At 44.3% G+C, this 4,020-nt stretch carries 4 protein-coding genes and 1 pseudogene; 1 reads left to right on the top strand and 4 read right to left on the bottom strand.

Going from position 1 to position 4,020, the window contains the following annotated elements:
- A pseudogene (locus ACW12G_RS06815) lies at positions 1–366 on the top strand (ornithine carbamoyltransferase); the annotation flags it as partial.
- A 25-nt stretch (positions 367–391) separates the two neighbouring features.
- Here the strand turns inward: ACW12G_RS06815 and ACW12G_RS06810 are convergent.
- The 4 genes from ACW12G_RS06810 to ACW12G_RS06795 form a co-directional block, all read right to left on the bottom strand.
- Positions 392–2,089 (bottom strand): NFACT RNA binding domain-containing protein, encoded by a 1,698-nt coding sequence (locus tag ACW12G_RS06810; RefSeq protein WP_455647586.1) that lies wholly within the window; start codon positions 2,087–2,089, stop codon positions 392–394.
- Between the two features lie 109 nt (positions 2,090–2,198).
- The gene (locus tag ACW12G_RS06805; RefSeq protein WP_455647585.1) at positions 2,199–2,834 is read right to left on the bottom strand and encodes a copper homeostasis protein CutC; all 636 of its coding nucleotides are present in this window, start codon (positions 2,832–2,834) and stop codon (positions 2,199–2,201) included.
- A gap of 108 nt (positions 2,835–2,942) precedes the next feature.
- Positions 2,943–3,116, bottom strand: coding sequence for a 50S ribosomal protein L32 (gene rpmF, locus ACW12G_RS06800; RefSeq protein ID WP_010000541.1), 174 nt, complete (start codon positions 3,114–3,116; stop codon positions 2,943–2,945).
- A 115-nt stretch (positions 3,117–3,231) separates the two neighbouring features.
- Complete coding sequence (locus tag ACW12G_RS06795) at positions 3,232–3,768, bottom strand: nucleoside 2-deoxyribosyltransferase (protein ID WP_010004677.1); 537 nt, start codon at positions 3,766–3,768, stop codon at positions 3,232–3,234.
- Positions 3,769–4,020: the final 252 nt, after the last annotated feature.

Raw genomic sequence — 4,020 nt, 5'->3', positions numbered from 1 at the left:
ATTGCTACGTGGGTGGCGGGGGTTGATGTGTTATACACGGATGTTTGGGCCTCGATGGGGGAAGAAGCAAGCTTTGCAACACGTATTGAGCTGCTTGCACCTTACCAAATTAATCAGACATTAGTTGATTTAACGGGCAATGATCAAGTGATTGTGTTGCATGACTTACCAGCCTTTCATGACTTGGAAACGACCATGGCACAGAAAATTTATGCTGAGTTTGGCCTGACAGAGATGGAAATTACCGATGCGGTTTTCCATGCGCCGTATGCGCGTCAATTTGACCAAGCAGAAAATCGGTTACATACGATTAAAGCGGTGATGGCTGCCACGTTGGGGCATTTATTTTTACCGGAACCCAAATAAAAAAACACCGTGTTAACGGTGTTTTTTAGTGATTAGCTTTGAGTTGACGAACTAGGTTAGCATCAGGCGTGACATAGAGGGTTTGTTGGCCTTCAAAAATCACAAATCCTGGCTTTGCGCCGTTTGGCTTTCGCAATTTACCTGCCGGTAAATAATCAACTGGCACATTGGCAGACCCTCTGGCCTTGCTGAAGTAGGCCGCAAGTTTGGCTGCTTCAAGCAACGTTTCGTCAGATGGACTTGCGTCACGAATCACAACGTGTGAGCCGGGTATTTTTTGGACGTGTAGCCAGATATCACGCCGATCGGCTTGTTTCAATGACAAACGCTCGTTTTGTAAATTGTTCTTACCGACTTCAATCAACGTCCCGTCAGAACTGATAAAGCGATCCGGTTGTGAGACCTTTGGCTTTTGCTTGTTCTTTTTGTTGGCACGAATATAACCACCAGTCGTTAATTCTAAGCGGATATCTTCAACATCTTTGGGTGAGGCAACATCTAACTGCGCCACAATGTTATTGAAATAATCAATTTCGGCATCCGTTAAGGCCATTTGCTCATTGACATAGGCGACGGCTGTGCGTAACTTGCGGTACTTATTAAAGTATTTTTCGGCATTCTTCAACCCATTTAATTTAGGATCGAGTGGAATGGTTAACAGGTTGTTATTGTCGTAATAATTTTCGATTGCGACTGAAGTCATGCCTTTTTCAACGAGGTGTGGGTAGGTAATCAGCAAATCGCCCATCACCTTCAACTCATCAGCGTTTTCGGCATCTTCAAGCGTGGCCAGCAATTTTTTGCGCTTGGCTTGATTTTTCTTGAGTTCATTTTTAACAACACGTACGAGTGAGCCGGCTTGTTGATTAACTCGTTCGCGCTCGGCTTTACCGATATAATAAGCATCAAGCAGTTCACCTAATGTTTCAAAAGTTGTGATGTCTGCGGCTGGCTGCTGCCAAGGGAAGGCGGCATAGCTGAGCGCACCTTTATCACTGGTAAACAGCGTTGGCGTTGGCGCATCAAAATTGCCTAGCCAATCGTGGGCATGTTGCAAGGGATCACCAGGTTGAGCAATCGCATTAGCCAATGCCGTGGCGGCATCGCGGCTAAAACCTTGATAAGTGGCCTGAATGATTTGTGGCCACTCGTCAGCCGGACGATCTAAAATCATGGGTGCCAAGGTCGCAAAGCCAGCCGTAAATGGGTTTAAGCGATCTTGTGCTGGTGGCATGACATAAGTGGCACCAGGCATGAGTGAGCGCACCCGATTTTGATCAGATGGCACATGTTTAATCAATTCTAAAATACGTTGATCGTGTTCACGCACTAAGAACAGGTTAGAGTGGCGACCCATCATTTCCAAAGTTAAGCGAATTTCTTCGATGTCACCGAGTTCATTGCGGGCATTGACATAAAAATTAATGATACGATCGTTGGCAATTTGTTCGATTTTTTGGAGCTTTGCCCCTTCGAGGTAACGACGCAAAAACATCACAAAGTTTGGTGCTGTTTGTGGATTTTCGTAAGGAATCCGTGTGATTTGTGCTCGAGCATAAGTCGGATGGGCACTTAAGAGGAGGGGATAGTTAGTCCCGTTATTGCGCACAACGAGCACAATTTCATTCGGATAGGGTTGGTGGACCTTTGTGATTCGGCCACCGGTCAGTAATGTGTTAAATTCATGCACTAAAGCATGGGTAAATAGCCCGTCTAATGGCATTATAACGTCCTCGTTTTTCTTAATATTGGCCACGTGTGCGCGACTGAAAGGTGTGATATAAAAAAGTCACTTCACACAAATGTTAAAGTGACCAGTCAAGCTTGTAAGTTTAAACAATTTGAGACCCATGAACTTCCGTGACACCTAACGAATCCGCTAAGCGTTGGGCATTGTCAGGGGTGATGCCACCGCCTGGCAAAATGGTAAGGCCGGCAGGGGCCGTGTTAACGAGTGTTTGCAGATGTGGCACACAATCAAAAATCGGTGTTGCAAGTGGACCACCGTGCATTAAAATACGCTTGACGCCCTGGTCAGCTAACCAAAACATTGCGGCCGGTTGCGCATCAACGGCGATAGCATCAAAAGCCATATGCATGACAACTTCTAAATCTAAGTCAGATGCCACTTGAATGAGTTGGGCCATGGCTGTTTGATCCAATTGTTGGTCGCGGACAACCCCAAAGGTGACATATTGACCACCAACATCAGCATTTTGTTGGAGACTATCCTGCTTTTGTTGTAATTCCAGGTCATTGTAGGCAAAATCGCCTGGCCGTGGCCGAACCATAATAATGACTGGCACATCATCGATTGCCATTAGGGTATCAATAATTGTCCGGGTATCTGGGGTTAACCCACCAACTTCAAGATCGGCACTTAATTCAATACGGTTTGCGCCTTTACGGCGCATCAGTTTGGCGGCTTCGACAGAGTCAACCGCTGCTTCTCTAATTGTAATTGTCATGACACTATTTTACCACATAATCGCAATGTGTTTGTTGTTTGTGTGAAGTTGGACCAATAGCAGGGAAAACAAAAACCCATACCGTAAGGTATGGGTTAATTTGCAATATTACTTCTTTTCAGCAACTTGCTTGCCGTTGTAAACACCAGAAGGTGAAACACGGTGGGCAACACGGTATTCACCAGTTGCTTGATCCAACAAAATGTTAGGAACATTCAAACCGATGTGTCCGCGGCGGTTACGCTTGTGAGACTTAGAGTTCTTGTTTGATGGGGTAGCCATAATGGCACCTCCTTTCGTTTCAATTTATCAACTAGTCAAGTTTATCGAAATTTAACGCTTTTGTCAATAGGTTTTTCAAAAGTCGTGTCAAGTGTTTATACTTGACATCTTAAATTTAGATCAACTTACCCATGTAACGGTTTGGTGTGATGTCAAAGAAATCATAGTCAGCTAGTTCGGCAGTTGATGTAACATGCGCATCAGTACCGAAAGAAAGCATCAAGTTAATTGGGTGTTCGTCAAGGTTACCGTCAAAAACAGACACAACAGGTGTGTTAGAGGCAACAGAATAACCTAATTCCATCGCTGTACCACTGTCTGGATTTTCGGCTTCAAACACAGCAACCGTAATATCTGAGTTATCAATGGCCTTAATATCAGCCTTATAAGTCATGGCACCCCATTCAAAGCCTGGTTCGTTGTTTGATTCACCTAAAGCGACACCGCCATATTGGTGCAAAAGCGGCACGTGAATGTGAGCGATTGAAGGGTTCGCACTTAACTTAATAAAAGCGTCTTTTAGGAGCTCTTCTTGTTTGTCAGAGAACCAACCAGCAGCGAGGTAGACGTTCTTTGCACCTGGCAACTTTTTGCTGTTGTCGACATTGCGATTGATTTCTTCAAGATCTTGAATGAGCTTTGCTTCGTTCATGGTGTTTTCTCCTTGGGATTTTATCCAAATTAACTCGACATAGGCGTAAGTCAACTGTATCGCTTTTAACACAATAACTTACCGTGTCTATCTATTATCTTACCGTATATTTGGTAAAATTGAAAATGTCATCACAAGTTGGCATCTGAGTTTAGCACGAAAAAATATTTTTATGGTACACTTATTTTATTCAGAAAAAATAAACAATTGGAGAAGTGGGCCAGCCGGTAGGGTTGGGGGGGAGGGGCACAT

The organism is Leuconostoc sp. (genome assembly GCF_965300815.1).
This window is presented reverse-complemented; position numbering and strand designations above follow the sequence as displayed.